This is a genomic window from Virgibacillus salinus, assembly GCF_900102415.1.
Classification (GTDB): Bacteria; Bacillota; Bacilli; order Bacillales; family Amphibacillaceae; genus Lentibacillus; species Lentibacillus subterraneus.
Genome location: NZ_FNKD01000001.1, coordinates 73298 through 98467, shown reverse-complemented (window position 1 = coordinate 98467; position 25170 = coordinate 73298). Strand labels below are relative to the sequence as shown.

Here is a 25170-nt window from a genome sequence, read left to right as displayed (position 1 = left end):
GGCTTATCGCCACGCATTAACGGCGATAAAATTATTTATACTTTCTTAACTGCTTAAAACTAGTAAAATGTTTCACGTGGAACATTTTTAAAAAGTTAAAACTATTAACAAGAAAAAAGCGCAGTATAAACACTGCTGCGTGTGAACGATATAACTCAGTTTATAAACCTATTTTATCATATATATACCTAGAAGAGTATTAAATAGAAAAATATTATTTCAGCAATCAGTTACCTATGTAGTAGTTTAGATAATTGGATTTTTACCTGGAACGCCAGGCTTTCTTGGATATTTATTTGGGGTATTACGTTTTTTATTTATAACAATAATAGACCTTTCGCTATTTTCATTTGGTAATGTAAACGTGTGTACAGAGTCCAGTTCCCCTCCCAGTAAATTAATTACTGTATTTGAATCATTTACTTCCTGATCACTTTGGGAACCTTTCATGGCTATAAATTCACCGTTCTTTGTTACTAGTGGTAAACATAACTCACTCAGCACAGTCATTCGTGCAACTGCCCTTGCTGTGACTATATCAAATGATTCTCTGAATTTTTTGTTTTTCCCAAAACTTTCCGCACGATCATGGTAAAAAGCCACTTTACTTATATCTAATTTTAAAGCTAATTCATTTAAAAATGTAATACGTTTCTTTAATGAATCCACAATTGTCACTTGTAAATCCGGAAAACATATTTTAAGTGGAATACTAGGGAAACCAGCCCCAGCACCCACATCACAAATATGCAGTTCTTTAGTAAAGTCATGATAAAAGGCTGCGGAAATCGAATCATAAAAATGTTTTAAATAAACATCTTCCTCATTCGTTAAAGCAGTCAAATTTATTTTATCATTCCATTCAACCAAAGTTTGAAAATAAATAGCAAATTGCTCTATCTGTTTATCTGTTAGTTCAATACCTTTTTGACGTAATGCTTCAACAAATTGTTCTGGATTCATAAAATAGAGCACCTCACACTCAATTAATTAGCAACTCGAGCAATTTTTCCCTGTTCAATATAGACAAGTAATATCGACACATCTGCTGGATTCACACCTGAAATACGAGATGCCTGACCAACTGAAAGTGGACGAACTTTTTTCAGTTTTTCTTTGGCTTCAGATGCAATCCCGCCAATATCATCATAATCAATATTGTCTGGAATTTTTTTATCTTCCATTTTAAGCATACGTTCCACTTGTTCGTTTGACTTCTTAATATAACCTTCATATTTTACTTGTATTTCAACTTGTTCCCGAACATCATGTGGAAGTAATTCATTTGGTTCAATTACTTTTTCAAGCAAATCATACGTTATTTCTGGTCTTTTTAGTAAATCATATGCTTTAACCGCTTCTTTTAACGGTGTAGCATTTGCTTCATTCATCATTTGTTGTACATGCTCTTCTGGCTTAATGACAATTTTTGACAATCTTTTCTTCTCTTCTTCTACCAATCGTTTCTTTTCAACAAATTTATTATAACGTTCTTCAGTTATTAAGCCTAGTTTGTAACCTGTTTCAGTCAAACGCAAATCTGCATTGTCATGACGTAGTAACAAACGATATTCTGCACGAGATGTTAGAAGACGATACGGTTCATTCGTTCCTTTAGTTACAAGATCATCGATCAGTACGCCAATATAAGCCTGAGAACGATCTAGAATTAATGGATCTTTTCCAAGTACTTTAGAAGCTGCATTAATTCCAGCCATAATTCCTTGCGCACCTGCTTCTTCGTAACCGGAAGTTCCGTTTATCTGGCCCGCAGTAAAAAGTCCTGGGATTTCTTTCAATTCTAATGTTGGCCATAACTGTGTAGGAACAACTGCGTCATACTCAATCGCATATCCTGCACGCATAATTTCAGCATTTTCCAGACCTGGAACTGATCTAACCATATCATGTTGAATAGATTCTGGAAGTGAAGTTGATAACCCTTGCACATAAACCTCTTCCGTATCTCTTCCTTCTGGCTCAAGGAAAATTTGGTGTCGTGGTTTATCATTAAATCGAACAATTTTATCTTCAATTGATGGACAATAACGTGGACCAGTACCACGTTTCATTCCAGAATACATTGCAGATAATGACAAATTATCATTAATTAGCTGATGGGTAACTTCATTCGTGTACGTTAACCAGCAAGGAATCTGATCCAGAATATATTCAGTTGTTTCATATGAAAAAGCTTGTGGTTTATTCTCACCAGGCTGGATTTCCGTTTTTGAATAGTCAATTGTATGGCTATTCACACGTGGCGGTGTACCAGTTTTAAACCGGGTAATTTCAATTCCAAGCTTTTCAAGATGCTCAGATAGTTTTACTGATACACGTTGATTGTTTGGACCACTTTCATATTCAAGGTCTCCCATTAACACTTTACCACGCATAAACGTACCTGTTGTAACAATTACAGTCTCTGCATGATAAGCAGCTTTTGATTCGGTAATAACCCCTTTACATACACCATCTTCCATTATTAGTTCATTTACCATACCTTGTCTTAATGTTAGATTTTCTTCGTTCTCAATAACATTTTTCATTTCTTTTATATATAAAGGTTTATCAGCTTGGGCACGTAATGCCTGTACTGCTGGCCCTTTTCCTGTATTTAACATGCGCATTTGAATATGAGTTTTATCAATTACTTTTGCCATTGCCCCACCTAATGCATCTATCTCACGTACGACAATTCCTTTAGCAGGCCCGCCTAATGATGGGTTACACGGCATAAAAGCTATCATATCTAAATTCAATGTCAGCATAAGTGTTTTTGCACCCATTTTAGATGCAGCAATACCAGCTTCTACACCTGCATGACCTGCGCCAACAACGATTACATCATAATGTCCTGCATCATATACCATACTTTGTCATCCTTTCTAATTTTTAAAGCTACTTTCCTAAACAAAATTGTGAAAATAACTGATCAATTAAGCTGTCACTAGCAGTATCTCCAATTATTTCCCCTAAAAACTCCCATGTTCTTGTTACATCGATTTGAACAATATCAAGTGGCATATTCATATCAAGGCTTACCATTGCATCTTCAAGTGCTTGTTTAGCTTGCTTTAGCAATTGAATATGTCTTATATTTGAAACATACGTCAAATCTCCGGCATCAAGTTCTCCAGCAAAGAATGTCTTAGCAATTGCGGACTCCATTTCATCAACACCCTCTTCTTTAATTAATGAAGTTGAAATGACTGGTTTACCATCAGCTAGTTCATTGACTTTATTCATATCAAGTTTTGGTTCCAAATCAGATTTATTAATAATAACAATATAATCCAATCCTTGAACAGCCGCAAAAAGTTTCTCGTCCTCAATGGTTAATTCTTCATTATAATTTAATACAAATAATATAAGATCTGATTCTTTCAACACTTTTCTAGACCGTTCAACACCTATTTTCTCAACAATATCTTCCGTTTCTCGGATACCAGCTGTATCTACAAGCCGAAGTGGGACACCCCGAACATTAACATATTCTTCAATCGTATCACGAGTTGTACCAGGTACTTCTGTTACAATTGCTTTATTTTCTTGAACAAGTGTATTCATTAATGAAGATTTACCAACGTTTGGACGTCCAATAATTGCTGTTCCTAAACCTTCACGCAAAATTTTTCCTTGCTTTGCAACCTGTAAAAGTTCCTCTATTTCAGCATGCACTTCTTTTGATTTGCTACGCATCATTTCGTTCGACATTTCTTCGACATCATCATACTCAGGGTAATCAATATTAACCTCTACGTGGGCAACTGTTTCAAGTAACTCCTGTCTGAGCCGTCCAATCAGTGCTGATAATCGTCCGTCCATTTGTTTTAACGCTACCGACATAGCTTTGTCCGTTTTAGATCGAATCAGATCCATTACAGCCTCTGCCTGTGATAAGTCAATTCTGCCATGCAAAAATGCCCGTTTTGTAAATTCTCCCGGTTCAGCAATTCGAACTCCTTCTCCAAGTATTATTTCCAAAACTCGGTTTACAGCAACCATACCACCGTGACAATTGATCTCAACAATATCCTCACGTGTGAATGTTTTTGGAGCACGCATCACCGAAACCATCACTTCCTCAGCAACATCATTTGTCGCAGGATCGATAATTTTTCCATAATGAATGGTATGCGAATCGACGTCAAGCAAGTTTTTCCCTTGGAACAACCCAGCTGTAACAGGAATTGCTTTTGGGCCACTTAATCGCACAATTGCAATTGCCCCTTCACCTATTGGTGTCGATATCGCAGTAATTGTATCTGTTTCCATTTCTCTCACCTCCATCATTTTCAACTTTAATTTAATTTATATTTAATTGCTTATATTTTTATTGTCACTAACTTAATAGAATATCACATTTTTAATCAAAAATAAACTTATCCACAATTACAAAAAACAAACATTAAAAAACCTTTTATCCACATGTGAATAAAAGGTTTTTTAGAATTGAAACTTATTAACAATTAAAGATTTGGTTCTTCATAATAATAATCCACAGGAACTGGTGCTACATTTGATCTCTCTAGTGCAGGTGTATCCTTCCGAGCCGCCTGATAAATAGCTGAGCCAACTATATCTGCCACATTTTTTAACTTTTCTTTACTAATGTGTTCCATTACATCATCTTCCGTATGATACCACGGCTCCAGAGGTGTATGAATAAATAATGCTGCAGGGATTCCTAAATTATGAAAAGCAACATGATCACTTCTGCCAAGCTCACTATATGGAACAAGTTCACTTACTCTGGAACCTGCTGCAGAACCGAGATCGGTAACTGTATTTTTTTCTCCATTAGCAGTAAACATTACAAGGTCTCCTGCATCTTCACTGCCAACCATATCCATTTGGAACATCGCAACCGTATTTTCGGCATCCTCAGCTGACATTGCTTCTGCATATTTACGTGATCCCCATAGACCATATTCCTCAGCACCAAATGCAACAAATTTAATTGACGTATCTGTTGGTGTACTTGCATACACCCTAGCTAGTTCAAGAAGAGCCGCAGTACCTGATGCATCATCATTTGCACCTTGTCCCCATGGCACAGAGTCATGATGTGATCCTACTATAATTTCTTGGCCAGTATCATGCTTTTTCAATGGCTCTTTCGTAGCTTCTACATTGTAGGAAGTAACTTCATCTCCACCCGAAGGAAAGGTAAATTCTTGTACAGAAACATTCTCATAACCATAACTTTCAAATTGGTTAACAAGGTACTCAACCGTCTCTAATTCACCTTCAGTACCAGCACCTCGCGAGCCTATCTCTTCTGATAAATAAGCAACATGATTATATATATTATCAACGTTCACCCGCTTTACGACTTTATTGTCAAAAGCTTGACTAGATTGAGTGTTTGAAGCATCTTTTGGTGCTGCATATACTGGTGTACCTATCATAAGTAAGATCACCAATATAAGTAATGAAATCTTTTTGTGTTTCATAGAATCCACTCCTTTTTCGATTTAAGTAATCATTCGATAATAGTTAAGTGAATTCCTCTTTATTTCATATAAACAGTAAAATAGTTTGATTAGAAACATACTTTAATTGCTTTAACCATCCTTTAGTACTACTTAGTAAACATAAGTTATCACAAGAATTTAATGGCGAAATTCTTAGCTGGTTTTATGAAGCTAGTACAAAAGTCAAAGTGAAATTCGAACTATGATTCAAAATTCTTGAAATAGAATTCGTATTAGTTCGGGTTTATTTTGCAGTTTAGTATGTATAACTACTTCTTACTGCATAAGTGCAACTATGGCATTCACCAAAAGGATTGGTGAATGTCTGGTTTTCTAATGTTGCTAATTAGATATAAACTGCGAAGTACTTTTAAAAATTTTGAGTGCTATTATGCCGCTCCGGAAATACACTTCGCGCACCTAGGGCGGCTGATGAGCCTCCTTGCTCCTACGTCGCTGCGTAGTCTCATCTAGGCCTCAGCTCCCACAGGAGTCTACGTGTATTTCCTCCGCTGTTGACTGGAGTAGGAATCGCTATTGAATAAATGTGTGACAGCTACACTAGTCCGGGTGAGCGGAGGGCGGTGACTCCTGCGGGAATAGCACGTGTCCGAAGACCCCGCAGTGCGACTAAATGAAGGCCGACTAAAACCGTCCTTTGCGGACAGCGTCGGCATACCCCTTGCCGGGGCAAGGGGGCTGAGGCCGTGCCCTAAGGTGCGCATCCGCCCGTAGCGACCCCGGACGGCGGGACGAGAGTTTATAGAGATTATTCTAGTAGTTACTTCGCAGTTTATATCAACTACGTATTAGATCCAACTATAGAAAATGAACGTTCTAAACATCCTATCCTGTTATTAGTCTTCTTTAATGTAGTTCCAGTCTCTAATATTGCATTAAAAAAAATCCCTAGGTAATTACCTAGAGATTTTAATAGTATTTATGGTTTTATAACAATATGGCGATGCGGCTCTACACCATCTGAATAGGTAGAAATCTCTTTATTTCGCTGCAAAGCACTATGAATCAGTTTACGTTCAAATGCTGGCATTGGTTCAAGCGCAACTTTCTTGTTTAGACGTGTCGCTTTATCAGCCATTTTATGTGCAAGGGATTCAAGTGTTTCTTTTCTGCGTCCTCGATACCCCTCTGCATCAACAGTGACAGTGTAATAAGCTTTCCCATCCTTATTTAGTACAAGATGTACTAAATATTGGATTGCATTTAGAGTTTGGCCACGTTTCCCAATCAATAAAGCTATCTTTTCACCATATAATTCAAACGTTACGTGTTTATCTTCAACAGTTGTTGTGATTTGAGCGGAAACATTCATATTTTCCGTTACTTCTTGCAAAAACTTTTCAGCTTGTTCTATTTGGTTTTTAACAATTATAACTTTCACTATTGCTCGTTTTGAACCAAATATACCCAAAAGTCCTTTCTTGCCTTCATCAATAACATCTACTTCTACGTGGTCCCTTGTTGTGTTTAACTGCTCTAATGCTGATTGGACCGCTTCTTCAACAGTTTGTCCGCTAGCAGTTATTTCTCTCACTTTTCGTCTCCTCCAGTACTTGCGTTTTTCATCATTGGTTTACGGATGAATAACGTTTGTGCCACCATAAAGATATTACCAACTACCCAGTACAACGCTAACGCTGATGGGAAAAACATTGCAAAAACGGTAATCATAATTGGCATCACATACAGCATAACCATCATTTGCGGGTTTTGTGCTGCAGGGCTGCCTGCCATCATTAACTTTTGCTGTAGAAAAGTAGCACCACCAGCAACTATTGGCAAAATGAAGAATGGATCTGCTTCTCCTAATTGGAACCATAGAAAAGTATGTCCCTTAATTGCTTCAGTACGCATAATAGCGTGGTATATTGCAATCAATATCGGCATTTGCACAAAAATAGGCAAACAGCCTGCAAGTGGGTTTACCCCGTGTTTCTGGAATAGAGCCATTGTTTCCTGTTGTAATTGCTGCTGTGTTTTCGCATCTTTTGAACTATATTTCTTTTGGATTTCTTTAAGCTCAGGTTGAATATCCTGCATTGCTTTTGAACTCTTTAATTGTTTCACGTTTAATGGTAATAATACTAAACGGACAATTATGGTAACAATTACAATTGCTAACCCGTAGTTACCATCAAACAGTTCAGCAAAGTATGTAATTAACCAGGACATTGGAAATACAAACCATTCCGCCCAGATTCCTTTTGTATTTTCATCAATTGGTTGATTAACATCCATACAACCAGAAAGAACTGCCAGCAACCCTATTAAGATAACAAGCAAATAAAACTTTTTACGCAAATTGTTTCCTCCTAACTATTCGAACAGCGCAAACACTTGTCCAAGTGCTGGTGCTAAACAACAATCCCCTTAGAAAACCTGGCATTAGCCAAGCCTTAATGACGAGTGCCTTAGTTGCACTTATGAAATACTTTCTTAACCCCTAAAATAACCATTCTAATTGCTATTTTATCATTAAATGATTATAAGATTCTATATAAATTCATAATTGATTACTTTTTTTTAATAGACGCTCTCTTGATAATAAATGAATTAAACTTTTTTTTACTTCATGAAAGTTCATCTTTTTTGTTGGCTGGCGTGCAATGATTACCATGTCAAATGTGGGTAGCACTTTCTCATCCAACTCATGAAAAGCTTGCCTTAAATAACGCTTGATCCGGTTTCTCATAACAGCATTTCCAATTTTTTTCCCTACTGAAATACCAATACGAAAATGATCCTGGTCTGGTTTTTTTACATAATAAATGACAAGCTGCCGATTAGCAAAAGACTTTCCACTCTTGAATACATATTGAAATTCTTCATTATCCTTTATTCGAAATATTTTTTTCATGATTTATCACCTTTATTAATCAAAAGCTCAAGCGTCTATAACCACCTAAAAAGTAAACTTTACGCTTAATAAGCAGCGGCCCTTAACCTAAGAACCACTGCTCTATTAGATAGTCTGGCTTACCGCCAAATCTTTTAGTCCTAATTTTTCATATGCCTAAAATAAAATTCTACAGTGGAAAAAAGACCACTGAGATCTTTTCAGTGGCCTATGCAGACAATACTTTTCTTCCTTTACGACGGCGACGAGCCAAAACTTGACGTCCATTTTTTGAACTCATTCGAGTACGAAAGCCGTGTACTTTTTTACGTTTACGATTATTTGGTTGAAACGTTCTTTTCATTTATCTTGCACCTCCCTGAGGAATTAAAACTCCAAATTACAAATAACTTATCTAGTAGACAGTCTAAATCATTATACTTAAAACATACAACATCTGTCAACTTCTATGTATGATTTTTTATCCACATAACGATGTTAAAATATAATTTTCCTAAATTTATTATCCACAACAATTATCGACAAGATAACCACATAATATTTTGGTGTGGATAAATCCTGTCTACATGTGCTGGTTTTTGTGGATAACTGTCGAATAGCCGTTGCAACTTCTCTATTTTTTTGGTATTATATTTGTGTTTTAATATGTGTAAATCTATCTTCATGTTTTTGATTATCCACAGACTGTGGAAAAAATGTGGACATTTGTTCACACCTCTGTTCATCAGTTTATCAACAATACTGTGGATATCGTATATAACCTGACTAAACCTTGTGTACTTCTGATCTTTATATCCACAATAAAATTAATATGTTTTTATTTTTATTTTATACATAACACCTTTCCGTCTTTCATTGTAACCAGTACATACTGAAAGATTGAGAGAGGTTTTTTCTATCACTTATTTAGTAATTGAAAGGGGTGAGCCAGTTTGGAAAACATTGATGAATTATGGACAGCAACATTAGAAAAAATTGAAGAAAAGATCAGCAAACCTAGTTTTGACACTTGGTTAAAAAATACAAAAGCCGAAAAGCTGGAAGAGGATACATTAATTGTGTCAGCACCAAATGAATTTGCACGAGACTGGTTAGAAGGCAGATATACGCAATTGATTGATGATATTTTAGTTGATATCACTGGTGCTAACTTATCTACTCAATTCATTATTCCAGAATCACAAGAGCAAGTAGACGAAATTAATGCTGCTCCTAAAAAAGTACCAACAATGAAAAATAATGGTGGTTTTGATGCACCTAAAACTATGCTCAACTCAAAGTATACCTTTGATACATTTGTTATTGGATCAGGTAATCGCTTTGCACATGCAGCTTCCTTAGCAGTTGCTGAAGCTCCAGCCAAAGCATACAATCCACTATTTATATATGGTGGTGTTGGACTTGGGAAAACACATTTAATGCATGCGATTGGTCATTATGTACAAGACCATAATCCTGAAGCAAAAGTAGTTTATTTATCATCTGAGAAATTTACAAATGAATTTATCAACGCCATTATGGATAACAAAGCAACTAGTTTCAGGAACAAATATCGAAATATTGATGTTTTATTAATTGATGATATTCAATTCCTTGCTGGTAAAGAACAAACCCAGGAAGAATTTTTCCACACATTTAATACGTTACATGAAGAAAATAAGCAAATTATTATTTCCAGTGATCGTCCTCCTAAGGAAATACCTACACTAGAGGATCGATTGCGCTCACGATTTGAATGGGGCTTAATTACAGACATTACTCCACCAGATCTTGAGACAAGGATTGCTATTCTGAGCAAAAAAGCTAAAGCAGAAGGACTTGATATTCCAAATGAGGTAATGCTTTATATTGCTAATCAAATCGATACAAATATTCGTGAATTAGAGGGGGCGTTAATTCGAGTTGTGGCTTATTCCTCATTAGTAAATCAGGATATTGACGCATCACTTGCAGCTGATGCACTAAAGGATATAATTCCAAGCAGTAAACCACGTACTATAACAATTCACGGAATTCAAGAAGCCGTAGGAGAAAAGTACAATATTAAACTGGAAGACTTTATGGCAAAAAAACGCACCAAATCAATTGCTTTTCCTAGGCAAATCGCGATGTATCTTTCGAGAGAACTTACTGATTTTTCATTACCGAAAATAGGAGAAGAGTTTGGTGGCCGTGATCACACAACCGTTATACACGCACATGAAAAAATAAGCAAAATGATGGAAAATGATACACTAATGCACAAAGATATTGAAGATTTAAAAGAACAATTGAAATCTTTATAACCTATCAACATGTTAATAATGTTAATAGAGGAACGAACTTATAAACATTCTGTCCACATGGGGATAACTTTATGTTTCTAGAGTTTAAAATGGTTATCCACATAATCACAGTCCCTATTACTATTATTACTATATTTTTATAAATAAAAGATATAATATATGCCCAAAAAAGGAGAATAAATTCAATGAAATTTATTATTCAGCGCGATCAATTAATGGCTGGTGTACAAGACGTAATGAAAGCAATCTCATCCAGAACCGCAATACCCATCCTTACAGGGATGAAAATTGATGCAAAATCAGACGGAATTACTTTAACAGGAAGTGATTCAGATATCTCAATTGAGTCCTATATTCCAGCTGAAGAAAATGGAATTGTTCATGTAGAGCAAATAGAAGAAGGCAGCATTGTATTACAAGCTCGCTATTTTCCCGATATTGTTCGTAAACTTCCAGAAAAAACTGTTGAAATTGAAGCAGATTCTAATTTGAAAGTGACCATCCGTTCAGGTAAAGCAGAATTTAATTTAAATGGACAAGACGCTGAAGAATATCCACAACTACCAAAATTGCAAACTGATAATAGCTTTGAGATACCAACTGATTTATTTAAAAGCTTAATTAAACAAACTGTCTTTGCGGTATCAACAATGGAAACACGCCCTATCCTAACTGGTGTAAATGTGAAACTGGAAAATGAAACATTAATTTTCACTGCAACGGACAGTCATCGTCTAGCATCACGCGAAATTCCTGTTAAAGAAAGCAATGGAAATCTACCAAGTATTGTTGTTCCAGGAAAAAGTTTAACTGAACTTAATAAAATATTGGATGATACCGAAGAAAACGTCGAAATAAGTGTTACCAATAATCAAATTCTGTTCCGTACAAAACACTTAAACTTCTTATCCAGATTATTGGATGGAAATTATCCAGAAACATCACGCTTAATTCCAGAGCAAAGCAAAACAATATTACATGTAAAAACAAAAGAACTTATAAATACTATTGATCGTGCATCTCTTCTTGCAAAGGAAGAACGAAACAATGTTGTTAAATTAACTACAAAAGGTGATAACGTATTGGAAATTACAAGTAACTCACCTGAAGTTGGACGTGTTGCAGAAGAAATCTCTGTACAATCCATTGAAGGTGAGGAATTAAAGATTTCATTCAGTTCTAAATATATGCTCGACGCTTTAAAGGCCATTGAAAATGATGAAGTTAAGGTTGAATTTACAGGGGCTATGAGGCCATTTATTATAAAACCAGCAAATAATGATCCGATATTACAATTAATCCTACCTGTTCGAACATATTAAATAAGCCAAAAATAAAATTAAAAGGCTCTTATCTGAATGGATAAGGGCTTTTTTAAGCATTTGAGGGTCTTGCCTTCCCTAAACACCAAAACTTTAGTAAAATAGAATGAAGGTACATTTGAAACGTTATTTACAATACTTTAAAAAGATTTGGTGATAAAAATGCACGAAAAAATTGAAATAAATACGGACTATATTACACTGGGCCAGTTTATAAAATTGATAAATATTTTGGAGTCAGGTGGTATGGTTAAGGCATTTTTACAGGACCAAGGCGCATTGGTTAACGGCGAATTGGATCATCGCAGGGGCAGAAAACTTTATCCAGATGATGTGGTAGAGATAGAAAGTATTGGATCTTACATTGTTACTAAAGACTAATCGTGAGGAATTTCCATGCATATTGAACAGTTACAATTAAAAAATTACCGAAACTATGACCAGTTGGATATTTCTTTTGATGATAAAATTAATGTTATTATTGGTGAAAATGCCCAAGGGAAAACGAATCTGATGGAAGCTATTTACGTTCTTGCGTTTACAAAGTCACATCGAACTCCTAGGGAAAAAGAACTTATCCAATGGGAGCAGGAATATGCTAGAATAGAAGGTAGGGTTACCAAACGAAAACAGTCGTTTCCACTTGAAATTATTCTATCGACAAAAGGTAAAAAGGCAAAGTTAAATCGAATTGAACAAAAAAGGTTAAGTGATTACATTGGTGCCTTGAATGTCGTAATGTTTGCACCAGAGGATTTAACGTTAGTAAAAGGACCTCCGCAAATTAGAAGACGTTTTATTGATATGGAGCTTGGGCAGATTCAGCCGAGGTATATTTATCATTTAGGACAATACCAAAAAATCCTGAAACAGCGAAATCATTTATTAAAACAAATGCAACGCAAGGAAAAACAAGATCGAACCATGTTGAACGTATTAACAGAACAACTTATTGAACATGCTGCAACCCTTTTAGAACGCAGATTTATTTTTTTGGAATTACTCCGAAAGTGGGCTAGTCCTATTCATTATGGAATAAGTCGAGAATTGGAAAAACTTGAAATCAAGTACACCTCGACAATTGAAGTATCAGAAGCGGCAAATAAGGAGAAAATAGATTCTATATATACAAATAAATTTCACGAGATTCAAGAAAAAGAAATTGAACGTGGAACAACTTTAATTGGGCCACATCGAGATGACTTAGTGTTTCATGTAAACAATAAAGATGTTCAGACATTTGGTTCACAGGGACAGCAAAGAACAACAGCATTGTCTGTGAAACTTGCTGAGATAGAATTAATCTATAATGAGGTTGGTGAATACCCAATTTTGCTACTTGATGATGTGTTAAGTGAACTTGATGATCATAGACAATCCCATTTACTAAATACAATTCAAGGGAAGGTTCAAACCTTTGTATCCACCACTAGTGTAGATGGTATAAATCATGAAACTTTAAGAGAAGCAGAATTGTTTCACGTAAATAATGGGGCTGTAGATACATAACTGTGGAGGGATACGATGTTTATACATATTGGGAATGACAATGTTATCCAATCAAAAGACGTTATTTCGATAATTGATCGAAATGTCGTAACATCTTCAATCATCATGGAAGAGATGATGAATCATGTAAAAAGTCAAGAAAAGGTTTTAGGTCCAACTGATGAGGCGAAGTCAGTTGTCATAACCAACGAGGAAATTTATTTTAGTACATTATCGGTTTCAACTTTAAAAAAACGAGCCAGTATGATCTCGACAATTAGTAAACTGGATGATTTTTCAGACGAGCTTGAGTAAAAGCAATAATTCAAAATGTTTAACCTCTAAAGAAACGTAGGTGAAAAGATGTCAGACGAAAAAATGAGAAACGAAGAAGCATATGGTGCAGATCAGATACAAGTACTTGAAGGATTGGAAGCAGTACGAAAAAGACCTGGCATGTATATTGGGTCAACTAGTGAAAGAGGTCTTCATCATCTAGTTTGGGAAATTGTAGATAATAGTATTGATGAGGCGTTGGCAGGCCATTGTGATCACATTCAGGTAATAATAGAAAAGGATAATAGTATCACGGTAAAAGATAATGGACGTGGTATCCCTGTTGGTATTCAGAAAAAAACCGGGAAACCAGCACTTGAAGTTATTATGACTGTTCTTCACGCCGGTGGTAAATTTGGCGGTGGCGGTTATAAGGTTTCTGGTGGATTACATGGTGTTGGTGCCTCTGTTGTTAATGCTCTCTCAAGTAACTTGGAGGTCTATGTTCATCTCGATGGCAAGGTTTATTTTTTAGGTTTTGAAAAAGGTGTACCACAAGGTGAGATTACTGTAGTTGGCGAAACAGATATTACGGGAACAGTCACTCATTTTAAGCCAGATCCGGAAATTTTTACGGAAACGATAACATATGAATTTGAAAAACTAGAACAACGTGTACGTGAACTTGCCTTTCTAAATAAAGGATTAGCAATCACACTTGAAGATAAACGAACAGATGAAGAACCTGTTAATTATTTTTACGAGGGTGGTATCAAATCATATGTAGAATATATTAACCGTACTCGTGAAGTTTTACATGAACCATTTTATGCTGAAAGTGAAGAGCAGGGAATAGCTGTTGAAGTTGCCATTCAATATAACGATGGATTTGCAAGTAATATTTATTCCTATGCAAACAATATCCACACAATTGAGGGCGGTACACATGAGTCAGGATTTAAAACAGGATTAACACGTGTGATTAACGATTATGCACGTAAAAACAATATGTTTAAAGAAAATGATCCAAATCTGACAGGTGATGATGTACGTGAAGGGATGACTGCAATCATTTCGATAAAGCACCCTGATCCGCAGTTTGAAGGACAGACCAAAACAAAGCTGGGAAATAGTTTAGTCAGAACTGTAACGGACGCAGCATTTAGTGAAACATTTTCTAAATTCCTTTTTGAAAATCCTGATGTTGCCAAAATAGTGGTTGAAAAAGGATTAATGGCATCACGTGCCAGAATGGCAGCAAAAAAGGCCCGTGAACTTACGCGACGTAAAAGTGCACTTGAAATCTCAAATCTTCCTGGTAAACTAGCTGATTGTTCTTCAAAAGACGCCAAAATTAGTGAATTATATATAGTTGAGGGTGACTCTGCCGGTGGTTCAGCAAAACAGGGACGTGACCGTCATTTCCAAGCTATTCTGCCATTACGTGGTAAAATCTTAAACGTTGAAAAAGCGCGCTTGGATAAAATTCTTTCCAATAACGAGGTTCGTTCAATGATCACTGCACTTGGCAGCGGAATTGCAGAGGACTTCGATATAACAAAAGCACGTTACCACAAAATTGTTATTATGACAGATGCTGACGTTGATGGCGCTCATATTCGTACATTACTTTTAACCTTTTTCTATCGTTATATGCGTCCGTTGATTGAACATGGCTATATTTATATTGCTCAACCGCCATTGTATAAAGTTCAACAAGGTAAGGCAGCTCATTATGCGTATAACGATAAGGAATTAGATCGGATTATGGCAGAAATCCCTAAATCCCCTAAACCGGGACTGCAGCGTTACAAAGGTCTTGGTGAGATGAATGCAACACAGCTATGGGAAACAACAATGGATCCAGATACACGGACATTGCTTCAAGTTGATTTAACTGATGCAATAGATGCTGACCAGGTTTTCGATATGCTAATGGGTGATAAAGTAGAACCACGCAGAAACTTCATCGAGGAAAATGCTCAATATGTTCAGAATCTGGATGTTTAAGTAAGGCTGTTTTTATGAATTTTGTTTCTCTAAACCTTTAACCAGTGATTCACAGGAGTCAACTGTCTTCCGTTACAACCAAACGCCACGATAGCGAAGGAAATACACGAAGACTCCTGCGGGACAGCGAAGACGGTGAGACCCCACAGTGAGCGCCCCTTGCGAGCGAGGAGGCTCAGCGCGATCCCGCGGAAAGCGTAGTGAATTTCCGAAGCGACATTATGTGGATGTTTGGCAACCGCAACACGGTCACGTTCTGTGACCAATGTTTACAGCTGAGGTCCCACGCGTATCGGAGTATAGAGGTTTTTCTGTCAAAAACGACAGTCTCTTTAAAAAATAGCTTTAAGAAAAAAGCATAAGTGCAATTAAGCATACGCCATTAGTGCTTGGCGATAAGCCAAGTTCACTAATGAGATAAGAAAATTTGATGATATCTGTTTAGTGCAAGTCGTAAGTAAGGCGTCAGCACTTTGTTTTAGCAGTTAAGAAAGTATAAATACTTTCTTACTGCATAAGTGCAACTAAGGCTTATCTATATTAAGGCTTGGCGATAAGCCAAGTTTTCTAAAGATTTGGAGGTAATTTAATGGTGGATCAACAACGTCCAAACGTTCAAGAAATTAATATTGGCCAGGAGATGCGTACGTCGTTTCTTGATTATGCAATGAGTGTCATCGTATCACGCGCATTACCAGATGTACGTGATGGAATGAAGCCTGTTCATCGTAGAATATTGTACGCAATGAATGATCTGGGTATGCACTCTGATAAAGCTTACAAAAAATCGGCACGTATTGTCGGCGAAGTAATTGGTAAGTATCATCCCCATGGTGATTCTGCTGTATATGAGGCAATGGTTCGTATGGCTCAGGATTTCAGCTATCGCAACATGCTAGTAGATGGTCATGGTAACTTTGGATCTGTAGATGGGGATTCAGCAGCAGCAATGCGTTATACAGAAGCAAGAATGTCTAAAATATCGATGGAACTTTTACGCGATATTAATAAAGATACAATTGATTATGCGGATAACTATGATGGAACAGAACGTGAACCGGTAGTATTTCCGGCACGTTTTCCAAATTTGCTTGTTAACGGGACTTCAGGTATTGCAGTTGGGATGGCAACTAATATTCCACCACACAATCTTGGGGAAACAATTGATGCTGTTTTAGCCGTTAGTGAAGACCCAGAGATTACAATTGATGAATTAATGGAAAATCATATTTATGGCCCAGACTTTCCTACAGCCGGTCAAATCCTTGGACGAAGTGGAATTCGTAAAGCATTTGAAACAGGAAAAGGTTCCGTCTTAATTCGTGCCAAAGTACATATCGAAGAACAGTCAAATGGTAAACCTAAAATTATCGCAACTGAATTACCATATCAGGTAAATAAAGCGAAACTAATTGAGAAGATTGCCGAACTTGTTCGCGATAAGCGGATTGATGGTATTACCGATTTACGTGACGAATCAGACCGTAATGGATTACGCGTAGTTATGGAGTTACGTCGTGATGTGAATGCAAATGTTGTATTAAATAACTTATACAAATACACGGCATTGCAGACCACTTTTGGTATAAATACGCTTGCACTTGTTGACGGACAGCCGAAAGTGTTAAACATTAAACAATGTCTGGAACACTATTTAGAGCACCAAAAGGTAATTATTAAGCGTCGGACAGCCTTTGAATTACGTAAGGCTGAAGCACGCGCGCATATCCTGGAAGGTCTTCGTATTGCGTTGGACCATCTGGATGAAGTTATTTCGTTAATTCGTAATTCAAAAACTGCGGATATCGCACGTGAGGAATTAATCGAGCGTTTCGGATTAACAGAAAAACAATCGCAAGCTATTCTGGACATGCGTCTGCAGCGCTTAACTGGGCTGGAACGTGAAAAAATAGAAAATGAGTATAGTGAGCTTATTCAGCTAATAAATGAATTAAAGGCTATTTTGGCAGATGAAGAGAAAGTTTTAGAAATAATCAGAGAAGAACTTAGTGAAATTAAAGAAAAATTCAATGACCAGCGCCGTACAGAGATTATTATTGGCGGAGCGGACTTTTTCGAAGACGAAGACTTAATTCCAGAAGAAAATATTGTTATAACACTTACACATCAGGGTTATATTAAACGTCTTCCTGCATCTACTTATCGCACACAAAAACGTGGTGGTCGAGGTATTCAGGGAATGGGAACGAATGAAGACGATTTTGTTGAACATTTGGTATCTACTTCAACACATGATACGGTGCTGTTCTTTACAAACAAAGGGAAAGTGTACCGATCTAAAGGATATGAAGTTCCTGAATTTAGTCGTACCGCAAAAGGTATTCCGATTATAAACCTACTGCAAATTGAGAAGGATGAGTGGATTAACGCTGTTATTTCGGTCAATGAATTCAGCAGTGACTGGTACCTGTTCTTTACGACAAGGCACGGAATCTCAAAACGTACGGAACTCTCGAATTTTGCCAATATCCGTAAAGGTGGACTGATTGCTGTAGGACTTCGAGAAGAAGATGAATTAATTTCCGTGCGATTAACTGACGGTACAAAAGATATTATGATTGGTACAAGAAATGGCTATCTGATTCGCTTTCCTGAGGATCAAGTACGTTCAATGGGAAGGACAGCAGCAGGGGTTCGTGGTATTTCCTTACGAGGTGATGATGAGGTAATATCCATGGAAATTCTCGATGAAGGCGTACAAGTAATGCATGTGACAAACAAAGGTGTCGGAAAACGCACCCCTGAAGACCAGTACCGAATCACTAAGCGTGGTGGTAAAGGTATCTTCACGTGTAAACTTGATGACACGAATCATGTTGTTGCAGTAAAAGCTGTAACTGGAGACGAAGATATTATGCTAATTACAGTAGCAGGTGTTCTCATTCGTATTCCTGTAGAAAGCATCTCACAAACAGGCCGTAATACACGAGGCGTTCGTTTGATTCGTTTACAGGAAGAAGAAGAAGTTGCTACAGTTGCTAAAATTGAACGTGAAGAGGAAGAAGAAGAAATAGATGAAGAAGAAACAGAATCATTAGAAGAAAGTACAAATGATAATCTCGATCAGGAAGAATAACAACAGGATGATGATGTAATTTTGCAGGTGACTCTACAAGGGAAATAGTCAATCATTCTCTGGAGTCACCTTTTGTATTACATAAAGGGGGGAAACTAATGCGTGTGGAACCATCACAACTAGTTCCAGGCTGTGTATTGTTAAACAATGTTATAGGAAAGTCTAACAGACCAATTATTCCACAGCACACTGTTTTAACCGAGGAGCATATCACCCTGCTGCAAAAGTTTTTAGTTGAGACTGTCGATGTATCTGCAACGCTTGCAGAAGGAGAAGTGTTTAAACCTAGGTTTGTAGAGAAAGAAGAAGTAAAGAAAAAGGAACACTCTAGTAAGAAACAGAACTTGGAATCCTTTGAAGATCATTATAAAAATGCTGTAGATGATTATAAAAAGCTATTTACAAAATGGCAAAGTAACCTAGCTATTGATATGCCTGAAGTTCGTAAAATACTAATTCGGCTTTTAGAACGAATTGACGATATTAGTAGAGCAGTATACACTTTACATCACTACGCTACTAAAGAGGATTATATTTTTCATCATAGTGTAGCTGTTGGAATTCTCTCGGCTTATCTGGCGAGAAAAATGGGGTTTGAAAAAGGAGAATGGCTGCAGATCGGATTGGCGGGGGCATTAAGTGACTGCGGGATGGCTCGACTTGATGATGCCATTGTTACGAAAACTGGTTCACTAACCTACTCTGACTACCAGGAAATAAAGAAGCACCCAACCTATTCATATCGCTATGTTGAAAAAATCCCTACTATTACGAAAGAAGTAAAATTAGCAGTGTTACAACATCATGAACGAATGGACGGGTCAGGTTATCCAATTGGTTTATCAAAAGATAATATTCACATCTATGCAAGAATAATTGCAGTATGTGATACGTACCATGCAATGACTTGTGAGCGCTTATATAAAGATAAGCAGTCCCCTTTTAACGTTATTGAAAAGTTGCAGAGTGATCAGTTCTCAAAACTTGACCATCAAGTAGTGCAGACATTTATTAATAGCCTAGCCAATTTTTCAATTGGAACAAAGGTGAGGCTATCGACGAATCAATTAGGCGAAATAGTTTTTGTTGAAGAAAGGTACCCTACCAGGCCAATGGTAAGAGTCGAGGAAACAAATGAAATTGTTACATTAAAAAATAAAACTTCTCTATTTATAAGTGAAATCATTGGGAACTAGTTATCAAGGCTAGTTCTCTCTAATAATTTTTCTTCTAGTAGTAATGGTATTTTTTCTGCTGTATTACTTAAAAAGTGTGAAATGAATGGAAAATCAATGTCGGATTTAGCTGACAAGAGATCTCCCCACCATTCTGATTCATATCGACACAACATGCTTAAATTGTATAAAAGCAGATAATGAACACTCACTTCCGAACTCGGTAAATACATTCTCCGGTAAAGTGGAAAATAAATTAAATTATTCTTTATATGAGTCAAAAATGGGCCGGTGGATTTATGAAATGGTACTGATAATTTTATACAGAAGGAGTTTTTATTGATTTTTGTCTGTTCAATTTCTGGTAAGTAAGATTTTATTCGTTGGGTGAACGATTTTGCTGTTAAATGATAGTTATCCAATAATTCATTTGGAAAGTGCAATTCTTTCTTTCCAACTTCTCCAACAACAACCATTTTCTTTTGATTATGAAACGTGAATAGTGGAGAAATTTCAGGGATTACCCCTAATAGATCTTCCATTTTAAATTTTTCAAAAGGTGATTGACTTATGGAAAACAAATGCTTAGAAAAATAAGGAAATAATCCATTTTGCTGGGTTTTAACCTCATCATCCATAAATGAATAGTTCTTTTTCTTGCGTTTTCGACTTGAAACTCCGTGTGCAAGGATTGTTGTTGACTCTGGGTAATGTGGGCGGATTGTTAGTAAATTAGCTTTAATTAAATGTACCATTCCATAGAAAAACATAATAGGCTGGAAAAGGATATCTAGATTTTTACCATTTTCGTAAAATTGAATTCCATGATCTAAGTAATACATGAACGAATTACAGTTTTCATAGCTCTTCGTTGCTGCATCAACCCCATCCAATTTTTGATAACAATCATATAAAAAGGTTTGTGCTGTTTGCTGCGATTGGAGGTATGTAAAAAGATCTCTATCTTTCATAAATATATCCCTTTCTAATGTTAAAATATTTTGAATCTACTTTCTATTTTCATCAACCTATTCTCTTGTTGAAAAAGCGCAAGAGTTGACGTATTGTAAATAACAATAGAATTGCTAGTATAGTTTGACCAATAGAATGGAATTTAGTCACTTTATGAGGATGTTCAATAATTTGGATAGGAGGAGAAAATTTATGCGTGAAGACAAGTTTACCAAAGAAGGATTAACGTTTGATGATGTTTTATTATTGCCTGCTAAATCAGAGGTATTGCCAAAAGATGTGGATGTTAGTACAGCGTTATCGAATAAAATGAAACTTAAGTCACCATTCATTAGTGCTGGTATGGATACCGTTACGGAATCAGGAATGGCTATTGCAATGGCACGTCAAGGTGGACTTGGTGTCATCCATAAGAACATGTCAATTGAAGATCAAGCAGAACAGGTGGATCGCGTAAAACGTTCCGAAAGTGGTGTTATAACCAATCCATTTTCTCTGACACCAGAGCATCAGGTATATGATGCTGAACATCTGATGGGTAAGTTCCGTATATCGGGCGTTCCAATCGTAAATAACATAGATGAACAGATTTTAGTAGGTATTTTAACAAATCGAGATTTACGGTTTATACAGGATTACTCCATCTCTATCAAAGAAGTTATGACAAGTGAAAACCTGGTAACCGCCCCTGTTGGGACAACATTGAACGAAGCAGAAAAGCTTCTTCAGAAACATAAAATTGAAAAACTTCCACTTGTCGACGAAACAAATATGCTTAAAGGGCTAATTACCATTAAAGATATTGAAAAAGTAATTGAATTTCCAAATTCAGCAAAAGATGAACAAGGCAGATTACTTGTAGGTGCGGCTGTAGGTGTTACAGGGGATTCGTTAAAACGAATTGAAAAACTTGTGGATGCTGGTGTTGATGTAATTGTTATCGACACAGCACATGGCCATTCAGCTGGAGTATTAGAGCAAGTTCGCCTTGTACGAGAAACATACCCTGATTTGGATATCATTGCTGGAAACGTTGCGACAGCAGATGCGACTGTTGAATTGATTGAAGCTGGTGCAACTATTATTAAAGTTGGAATAGGACCAGGGTCAATTTGCACAACTAGAGTAGTTGCTGGTGTAGGTGTACCACAAATTACAGCCGTACATGATTGTGCAACAGCAGCCGATAAATATGGTGTTTCCGTTATTGCTGATGGTGGAATTAAGTATTCTGGTGATATCGTAAAAGCACTGGCATCTGGTGCAAGTGCAGTTATGCTTGGCAGTTTGTTTGCCGGTGTACTAGAAAGTCCTGGTGAAACTGAAATCTTCCAAGGGAGACAATATAAAGTTTACCGCGGAATGGGATCAGTAAGTGCGATGAAAGCAGGCTCGAAGGATCGCTATTTCCAAGGTGCAGAAGAAGATGCTAAAAAACTTGTACCGGAAGGCATTGAAGGAAGAATTGCTTATAAAGGGCCCCTTGCCGATACAATTCATCAGTTAGCTGGTGGATTACGTGCAGGAATGGGATATTGTGGAACGGATTCGATTGATTCATTGCGCAATGATTCTCGTTTTATCCGTATTACCAATGCAGGTTTGAGAGAGAGTCATCCACATGATGTGCAAATCACAAAAGAAGCACCAAATTATTCGGTTTAATGAATTAAAATAGTAAGGATTTCCTATTAAAATTGAAATAGATAGGGACTTTTCTCTGTCTATTTTTTTGGCCTTATTTATGGTAAAATATCAAAGGTAAATCTAAATTTTTAGTAGTTAATACTTTCTTAGCTACATAAGTGCAACTAAGGCACTCGCCTTAAAGCTTGGCGAATGCCAAGTTTTCTAATAGAGTGTTAAATATATATCATTTTTGGGTGGAGGTAGAGAATAAAGTGAAACATAAATTAACAAAAGGTATGTCATTTTTACTTATTGCTATCGTAATGGTGACTACAATAATCGGACAACCACTTTCTGCAAAAGCAGCAGAAACGTTAGAATTACAAGCAGAGTCAGCTATTTTAGTTGATTCGGAGACTGGGAAGATATTGTTTTCGAAAAACCCTGACATCGCATTACCTCCAGCTAGTATGACTAAAATGATGACGGAGTATCTTGTCCATGATGCCATTGAGAATGGTGAAATTGAGTGGGGTACGACAACACAAATTAGTAATTATGCTTATAGTATATCAGCAGATTCATCCTTTTCGGGAATTGGTCTGACACAGGATAAACCCTATACGGTAGAAGAATTATATAATGCAATGGCCGTCTTTTCAGACAATGGAACAACAATTGCCTTGGCAGAGCTGATTGCAGGTTCTGAAGGTGACTTTGTCAAAATGATGAATGACAAAGCAAAAGAAATGGGACTTCCTGATTATAAATTCGTCAATTCAACGGGGCTTCCAAATTCTTCACTAGGGGAAAATGTACCTAAGGGAACAAGTCCGAGCGATACAAACTTGCTGTCAGCAAAATCAGCAGCAATACTTGCATATAATTTGGTAAATGATTATCCGGAATCATTAGATATTTCTAGTCAAATTGAGAGCGAGTTTGAAGGATACACAGTGGAAAACTTAAACTGGATGCTTCCCCATGAAGCAACTTACCTTCAGCAATTCCATTATGAAGGTGTGGATGGGCTAAAAACAGGTCATACTGATCTTGCTGGTTACTGCTTCACAGGTACAGCACAGGTTGATAACAATCGTTTAATTTCTGTTGTTATGAAAACAGAAAGTGAAGCAGCACGTTTTGAACAAACAGCAAAATTGTTGAACTATGGATTTAACAATTTTGATCAGAAAGAACTATTCGCTAAAGGATATCAATTGGAAGATAAATCAACACTCCCTGTTGCAAAAGGGAAAGAAGATACTGTCCAAATTGCAACAAACGATTCATTTGAGGTACCGGTTAAAGGCGATCAGGCAGAAAATTACAGTATTGAATACCATTTGGATAAAGATAAATTAAATAAAGATGGTGAGTTAACCGCACCAATTAAAAAAGATGAAAAAATAGGTACTGCTGAACTTGTCTTCAATGGCGAAGTAAATTATGGCTATATTTCAGATGAGAGCAGTAAGAATACAGTTGATCTTGTAGCACAGGACGCTATTGAAAAAGATAATTGGTTTATGCTTACCCTCGGTGCAATTGGTGACTTTTTTACAGGCTTGTTTAGTACAATCGTCGATACCGTTAAAGGTTGGTTCTAAGACAAATAAGTAGTAAAATAGTCTTGGTAGAGAGTTTTGCAAAACAGGAGGAATTAATATGACAAATACAGGTACAGAACGTGTAAAACGTGGTATGGCAGAAATGCAAAAAGGTGGCGTCATCATGGATGTCGTAAACGCAGAACAAGCAAAAATTGCAGAACAAGCTGGAGCTGTAGCTGTAATGGCGCTTGAACGTGTACCATCAGATATCCGCGCAGCTGGTGGCGTAGCTCGTATGGCAAGTCCTGAAATTACAGAAGAAGTGATGAATGCCGTTTCTATCCCAGTTATGGCAAAAGGAAGAATTGGACATATCGTTGAAGCTCGTGTACTTGAGGCAATGGGCGTTGACTATATTGATGAGAGTGAAGTTTTAACACCAGCAGATGATGTATTTCATTTAAAAAAATCAGACTACACTGTACCATTTGTCTGTGGATGCCGTAATTTGGGTGAAGCTGCACGCCGAATTGGTGAAGGTGCTTCAATGTTACGTACAAAAGGTGAGCCTGGTACAGGGAATATTGTTGAAGCAGTCCGTCACATGCGTCAGGTACAGTCTGAAATCAGAATGTTAACGGCAATGTCTGAAGACGAAGTGATGACTTTCGCAAAAGAAATCGGTGCACCGTACAATATATTATTAGAGATTAAAGAAGAAGGTCGTTTACCAGTTGTAAACTTTGCAGCAGGTGGTATTGCAACACCGGCTGATGCAGCGTTAATGATGCAGTTAGGTGCAGATGGTGTATTTGTTGGTTCTGGAATTTTCAAATCAAACAATCCTGAGAAGTTCGCAAAAGCAATTGTTGAAGCAACAACACACTATACAGATTACAAGTTGATTGGTGAGCTTTCCAAAGGCTTAGGTAACGCAATGAAAGGTATTGAAATGGGTACATTGGAAGCGCACGATCGTATGCAAGATCGCAGTGAATAGAAAGA

20 protein-coding genes are annotated in these 25170 nt (G+C 36.8%); 11 read left to right on the top strand and 9 right to left on the bottom strand.

The annotated features are described in order from the left end of the window. Positions 1-246: 246 nt before the first annotated feature. From rsmG to rpmH, 8 genes are all read right to left on the bottom strand, one after another. A complete protein-coding gene (gene rsmG, locus BLS02_RS00505; protein WP_092491013.1) occupies positions 247-963 on the bottom strand; it encodes a 16S rRNA (guanine(527)-N(7))-methyltransferase RsmG in 717 nt (238 codons plus the stop codon). 23 nt (positions 964-986) lie between these two features. After that, positions 987-2873 (bottom strand): tRNA uridine-5-carboxymethylaminomethyl(34) synthesis enzyme MnmG, encoded by a 1887-nt coding sequence (mnmG, locus tag BLS02_RS00500; protein ID WP_092491012.1) that lies wholly within the window; start codon positions 2871-2873, stop codon positions 987-989. A 28-nt stretch (positions 2874-2901) separates the two neighbouring features. Continuing rightward, positions 2902-4278 carry a tRNA uridine-5-carboxymethylaminomethyl(34) synthesis GTPase MnmE gene (mnmE, locus tag BLS02_RS00495; RefSeq protein WP_092491011.1) on the bottom strand — a complete coding sequence of 459 codons (1377 nt, stop codon included), beginning with the start codon at positions 4276-4278 and terminating at the stop codon, positions 2902-2904. A 194-nt stretch (positions 4279-4472) separates the two neighbouring features. Further along, the gene (locus BLS02_RS00490) at positions 4473-5459 is read right to left on the bottom strand and encodes a M20/M25/M40 family metallo-hydrolase (protein WP_092491010.1); all 987 of its coding nucleotides are present in this window, start codon (positions 5457-5459) and stop codon (positions 4473-4475) included. A gap of 961 nt (positions 5460-6420) precedes the next feature. Then, positions 6421-7035: an RNA-binding cell elongation regulator Jag/EloR gene (gene jag, locus BLS02_RS00485; RefSeq protein WP_092491009.1), complete on the bottom strand. Its 615-nt coding sequence runs from the start codon at positions 7033-7035 to the stop codon at positions 6421-6423. After that, on the bottom strand, positions 7032-7802 hold the full coding sequence (gene spoIIIJ / locus BLS02_RS00480; RefSeq protein ID WP_092491008.1) for a YidC family membrane integrase SpoIIIJ: 771 nt from the start codon (positions 7800-7802) through the stop codon (positions 7032-7034). Before spoIIIJ ends, jag begins: the two co-directional genes overlap by 4 nt. A 202-nt stretch (positions 7803-8004) precedes the next feature. Continuing rightward, positions 8005-8358, bottom strand: a complete 354-nt coding sequence (gene rnpA / locus BLS02_RS00475; protein WP_092491007.1) for a ribonuclease P protein component — start codon at positions 8356-8358, stop codon at positions 8005-8007. Between the two features lie 208 nt (positions 8359-8566). Beyond that, positions 8567-8701 carry a 50S ribosomal protein L34 gene (rpmH, locus tag BLS02_RS00470; protein WP_092491006.1) on the bottom strand — a complete coding sequence of 45 codons (135 nt, stop codon included), beginning with the start codon at positions 8699-8701 and terminating at the stop codon, positions 8567-8569. Positions 8702-9290: 589 nt separating this feature from the next. Between rpmH and dnaA the strand changes: the two genes are divergently transcribed. From dnaA to BLS02_RS00430, 8 genes are all read left to right on the top strand, one after another. Then, entirely contained in the window at positions 9291-10643 is a 1353-nt protein-coding gene (dnaA, locus tag BLS02_RS00465; protein WP_092491005.1) for a chromosomal replication initiator protein DnaA, read from the top strand. Between the two features lie 185 nt (positions 10644-10828). Then, positions 10829-11965: a DNA polymerase III subunit beta gene (gene dnaN, locus BLS02_RS00460; RefSeq protein ID WP_092491004.1), complete on the top strand. Its 1137-nt coding sequence runs from the start codon at positions 10829-10831 to the stop codon at positions 11963-11965. 162 nt (positions 11966-12127) lie between these two features. Next, positions 12128-12346, top strand: coding sequence for a S4 domain-containing protein YaaA (gene yaaA, locus BLS02_RS00455; protein ID WP_092491003.1), 219 nt, complete (start codon positions 12128-12130; stop codon positions 12344-12346). 15 nt (positions 12347-12361) lie between these two features. Then, complete coding sequence (gene recF, locus BLS02_RS00450; protein ID WP_092491002.1) at positions 12362-13474, top strand: DNA replication/repair protein RecF; 1113 nt, start codon at positions 12362-12364, stop codon at positions 13472-13474. A gap of 15 nt (positions 13475-13489) precedes the next feature. Beyond that, a complete protein-coding gene (gene remB / locus BLS02_RS00445; RefSeq protein ID WP_092491001.1) occupies positions 13490-13768 on the top strand; it encodes an extracellular matrix regulator RemB in 279 nt (92 codons plus the stop codon). Between the two features lie 63 nt (positions 13769-13831). Next, positions 13832-15739: a DNA topoisomerase (ATP-hydrolyzing) subunit B gene (gene gyrB / locus BLS02_RS00440; RefSeq protein WP_439144708.1), complete on the top strand. Its 1908-nt coding sequence runs from the start codon at positions 13832-13834 to the stop codon at positions 15737-15739. Between the two features lie 589 nt (positions 15740-16328). After that, on the top strand, positions 16329-18836 hold the full coding sequence (gene gyrA, locus BLS02_RS00435) for a DNA gyrase subunit A (RefSeq protein ID WP_092490999.1): 2508 nt from the start codon (positions 16329-16331) through the stop codon (positions 18834-18836). A 98-nt stretch (positions 18837-18934) separates the two neighbouring features. Next, positions 18935-20032: an HD-GYP domain-containing protein gene (locus tag BLS02_RS00430; protein WP_092490998.1), complete on the top strand. Its 1098-nt coding sequence runs from the start codon at positions 18935-18937 to the stop codon at positions 20030-20032. On the opposite strand, the gene BLS02_RS00425 is transcribed toward BLS02_RS00430, so the two are convergent. Next, on the bottom strand, positions 20029-20982 hold the full coding sequence (locus BLS02_RS00425; protein ID WP_092490997.1) for a YaaC family protein: 954 nt from the start codon (positions 20980-20982) through the stop codon (positions 20029-20031). The genes BLS02_RS00430 and BLS02_RS00425 overlap by 4 nt on opposite strands. Positions 20983-21175: 193 nt before the next feature. On the opposite strand from BLS02_RS00425, the gene guaB reads away from it, so the two are divergent. From guaB to pdxS, 3 genes are all read left to right on the top strand, one after another. Then, the gene (gene guaB, locus BLS02_RS00420) at positions 21176-22648 is read left to right on the top strand and encodes an IMP dehydrogenase (protein WP_092490996.1); all 1473 of its coding nucleotides are present in this window, start codon (positions 21176-21178) and stop codon (positions 22646-22648) included. A 236-nt stretch (positions 22649-22884) separates the two neighbouring features. Continuing rightward, positions 22885-24222, top strand: a complete 1338-nt coding sequence (locus tag BLS02_RS00415) for a D-alanyl-D-alanine carboxypeptidase family protein (protein ID WP_092490995.1) — start codon at positions 22885-22887, stop codon at positions 24220-24222. A gap of 58 nt (positions 24223-24280) precedes the next feature. Next, entirely contained in the window at positions 24281-25165 is an 885-nt protein-coding gene (gene pdxS / locus BLS02_RS00410) for a pyridoxal 5'-phosphate synthase lyase subunit PdxS (RefSeq protein ID WP_092490994.1), read from the top strand. Positions 25166-25170: the final 5 nt, after the last annotated feature.

Excerpts from the sequence above, each read along its gene's own strand:
- guaB (WP_092490996.1), top strand. The coding sequence starts at position 21,176 with ATGCGTGAAGACAAGTTTACCAAAGAAGGATTAACGTTTGATGATGTT.
- rnpA (WP_092491007.1), bottom strand. The coding sequence starts at position 8,358 with ATGAAAAAAATATTTCGAATAAAGGATAATGAAGAATTTCAATATGTA.
- gyrA (WP_092490999.1), top strand. The coding sequence starts at position 16,329 with ATGGTGGATCAACAACGTCCAAACGTTCAAGAAATTAATATTGGCCAG.
- yaaA (WP_092491003.1), top strand. The coding sequence starts at position 12,128 with ATGCACGAAAAAATTGAAATAAATACGGACTATATTACACTGGGCCAG.
- BLS02_RS00430 (WP_092490998.1), top strand. The coding sequence starts at position 18,935 with ATGCGTGTGGAACCATCACAACTAGTTCCAGGCTGTGTATTGTTAAAC.
- BLS02_RS00490 (WP_092491010.1), bottom strand. The coding sequence starts at position 5,459 with ATGAAACACAAAAAGATTTCATTACTTATATTGGTGATCTTACTTATG.
- remB (WP_092491001.1), top strand. The coding sequence starts at position 13,490 with ATGTTTATACATATTGGGAATGACAATGTTATCCAATCAAAAGACGTT.
- mnmE (WP_092491011.1), bottom strand. The coding sequence starts at position 4,278 with ATGGAAACAGATACAATTACTGCGATATCGACACCAATAGGTGAAGGG.
- BLS02_RS00425 (WP_092490997.1), bottom strand. The coding sequence starts at position 20,982 with ATGAAAGATAGAGATCTTTTTACATACCTCCAATCGCAGCAAACAGCA.
- dnaN (WP_092491004.1), top strand. The coding sequence starts at position 10,829 with ATGAAATTTATTATTCAGCGCGATCAATTAATGGCTGGTGTACAAGAC.
- gyrB (WP_439144708.1), top strand. The coding sequence starts at position 13,832 with ATGAGAAACGAAGAAGCATATGGTGCAGATCAGATACAAGTACTTGAA.
- recF (WP_092491002.1), top strand. The coding sequence starts at position 12,362 with ATGCATATTGAACAGTTACAATTAAAAAATTACCGAAACTATGACCAG.
- rpmH (WP_092491006.1), bottom strand. The coding sequence starts at position 8,701 with ATGAAAAGAACGTTTCAACCAAATAATCGTAAACGTAAAAAAGTACAC.
- mnmG (WP_092491012.1), bottom strand. The coding sequence starts at position 2,873 with ATGGTATATGATGCAGGACATTATGATGTAATCGTTGTTGGCGCAGGT.
- rsmG (WP_092491013.1), bottom strand. The coding sequence starts at position 963 with ATGAATCCAGAACAATTTGTTGAAGCATTACGTCAAAAAGGTATTGAA.
- pdxS (WP_092490994.1), top strand. The coding sequence starts at position 24,281 with ATGACAAATACAGGTACAGAACGTGTAAAACGTGGTATGGCAGAAATG.